This window comes from Hanamia caeni (assembly GCF_003721595.1).
Taxonomy (GTDB): Bacteria; Bacteroidota; Bacteroidia; order Chitinophagales; family Chitinophagaceae; genus Ginsengibacter; species Ginsengibacter caeni.
Map to the genome: position 1 here is coordinate 632,501 of NZ_RJJR01000002.1, position 3,134 is coordinate 635,634.

2 rRNA genes (1 of these 2 cut by a window edge) are annotated in these 3,134 nt (G+C 47.0%); both read left to right on the top strand.

The features are described from left to right. Positions 1-2,742: ribosomal RNA gene (locus EFY79_RS05995) — 23S ribosomal RNA — on the top strand (it extends 152 nt beyond the left edge of the window). Positions 2,743-2,828: 86 nt separating this feature from the next. Beyond that, positions 2,829-2,940: ribosomal RNA gene (gene rrf / locus EFY79_RS06000) — 5S ribosomal RNA — on the top strand. Positions 2,941-3,134 lie beyond the last annotated feature (194 nt).

The window sequence follows — 3,134 nt, forward strand, 5'->3', positions numbered from 1 at the left end:
CCGATGAAAGTCGGGAAGCCAACCCGGGGAACTGAAACATCTAAGTACCCGGAGGAAAAGAAAATAATAATGATTCCCTAAGTAGTGGCGAGCGAACAGGGAAAAGCCCAAATCCTTTCTACGTGTAGAGAGGAGGTTGTAGGACTGCATTTAGAAATCAATCTCAAATAGAATCTTCTGGAAAGTTGAGCCATAGAGCGTGAAAGCCGCGTAAATGTAAATGATTGACGACGAGCAGTATCCTGAGTAAGGCGGGACCGGAGAAATCCTGCCTGAATCTGCCGGCACCATCCGGTAAGGCTAAATACTCCTTAGAGACCGATAGTGAACCAGTACCGTAAGGGAAAGGTGAAAAGCACCCTAAATAAGGGAGTGAAATAGTACCTGAAACCGTACGCCTACAAGCGGTCGGAGCCTTAATTTATTAGGGTGACGGCGTGCCTTTTGCATAATGAGCCTACGAGTTACTCCTCACTGGCAAGGTTAAGTTCTTTAGTAACGGAGCCGTAGCGAAAGCGAGTCCGAATAGGGCGCTTAGTCAGTGGGGGTAGACGCGAAACTTTGTGATCTATCCATGAGCAGGTTGAAGGTGTGGTAACACACACTGGAGGACCGAACCCATTAGCGTTGAAAAGCTCTGGGATGACTTGTGGATAGGGGTGAAAGGCCAATCAAACTGAGAGATAGCTCGTTCTCCCCGAAATGTTTTTAGGAACAGCGTCGCATTTAAAAAGTTTATTAGAGGTAGAGCTACTGATTGGGCTAGGGGGCTTCACCGCCTACCAAACCCTGACAAACTCCGAATGCTAATAAATATTTGCGGCAGTGAGGCTGTGGGCGCTAAGGTCCATGGCCGAGAGGGAAATAACCCAGATTACCAGCTAAGGTCCCTAATACATAGTTAAGTTGATCAAACGATGTGAAGTTTCTATAACAGCCAGGATGTTGGCTTGGAAGCAGCCATTCATTTAAAGAGTGCGTAACAGCTCACTGGTCGAGAGACTTTGCGCGGAAAATAATCGGGCATCAAACTATGAACCGAAGCTGTAAGATTGCCATTAATTGGTACATCGGTAGGGGAGCATTCTAACCAGCGTTGAAGGTGTGTGGCGATGCATGCTGGAGCGGTTAGAAAAGAAAATGTAGGCATAAGTAACGATAAATAATGTGAAAAACATTATCGCCGTAAGTCCAAGGTTTCCTGATCAATGTTAATCAGATCAGGGTTAGTCGGGTCCTTAGGCAAACCCGAAAGGGGTAGCTGATGGAAAGTTGGTTAATATTCCAACACCTGCTTTAGTTTCGATGGGGCGACGGGGTAGTGATAAGTCCGCGATCTGACGGAATAGATCGTTAAAGGGTGTAGTTATATCTCTTGTTGGTAAATCCGCAGGAGGTGGCGAACCTGATAGTACCGCAAAGCTTCGGCAGCGCGGATAGTGACTGTAAACATACCTCCGAGAAAAACCTCTAAGGCTAGGCTGTAGCAGCCCGTACCGTAATCCGACACAGGTGGACGGGATGAGTATTCTAAGGCGCTCGGGTGAGCCGTGGAGAAGGAACTAGGCAAATTTACGCTGTAACTTCGGGATAAAGCGTACCGCAGCGATGCGGTCACAGTAAAATGGTACAACCAACTGTTTAGCAAAAACACAGGGCCCTGCAAAATCGAAAGATGACGTATAGAGCCTGATACCTGCCCGGTGCTGGAAGGTTAAGGAAGGATGTTCGGCGCAAGCCAAAGCTTCTGACTGAAGCCCCAGTAAACGGCGGCCGTAACTATAACGGTCCTAAGGTAGCGAAATTCCTTGTCGGGTAAGTTCCGACCTGCACGAATGGTCTAATGAGTTGTACACTGTCTCCTCCACGAGCCCGGTGAAATTGTAGTATCGGTGAAGATGCCGGTTACCCGTCACGGGACGGAAAGACCCCATGAACCTTCACTACAACTTTGCATTGATTTTGAACTTTTGATGTGTAGGATAGTTGGGAGACTGCGAAGCAGTGGCGCTAGCCATTGTGGAGTCAACGTTGAAATACCAACCTTTAAACGTTTAGAATCTAATCCGACTTTGTCGGAAACAGTGCATGGTGGGTAGTTTGACTGGGGTGGTCGCCTCCTAAAAAGTAACGGAGGCTTGCAAAGGTTCCCTCAGTACGGTTGGTAATCGTACATAGAGCGTATTAGTATAAGGGAGCTTGACTGTGAGGCATACAGGCCGAGCAGGGACGAAAGTCGGCTAAAGTGATCCGGTGGTTCTGCATGGAAGGGCCATCGCTCAAAGGATAAAAGGTACTCTGGGGATAACAGGCTGATCTCACCCAAGAGCTCATATCGACGGTGAGGTTTGGCACCTCGATGTCGGTTCGTCACATCCTGGGGCTGGAGAAGGTCCCAAGGGTTCGGCTGTTCGCCGATTAAAGTGGCACGTGAACTGGGTTCAGAACGTCGCAAGACAGTTCGGTCCCTATCTGTGATGGGCGTTAGAAAATTGAGAGGACATGACCTTAGTACGAGAGGACCGGGTCGTACGTACCGCTGGTGTATCTGTTGTGCCGCCAGGTGCAGTGCAGAGTAGCTATGTACGGATAGGATAAACGCTGAAAGCATCTAAGCGTGAAACCAACCTCAAGATGAGTTTTCTTTTAAGGGTCCCCGTAGATGACGGGGTTGATAGGCTACAGGTCTAAAGGCAGTAATGTCAAAGCCGAGTAGTACTAATTGCCCGTAAGCTTTATTTTTTTTTTTAAGTATTACAACTTTCCCTTTATGTTATTTTATTAGCGGTTTGCTTTTAGCTTTTGGCTTTTAGCTAACGCCATCTTTTTATGGTGGTTTTGCCGAGGGTGTTCACCTCTTCCCATACCGAACAGAGAAGTTAAGCCCCTCATGGCCGATGGTACTACACAACAATGTGGGAGAGTAGGTAGCTGCCATAATTTATTTAACCCTTTCAGCAATTCTGAAAGGGTTTTTTGTTTTGGATAATCAAATTTTTTACCTGCAATTCCCAAAGAAGTTAAGCCCGCTTTTTTTACGAGCCGATGGTACTACACAACAATGTGGGAGAGTAGGTAGCTGCCATAATTTATTTAACCCTTTCAGCAATTGTGAAAGGGTTTTTTGTTTTGGA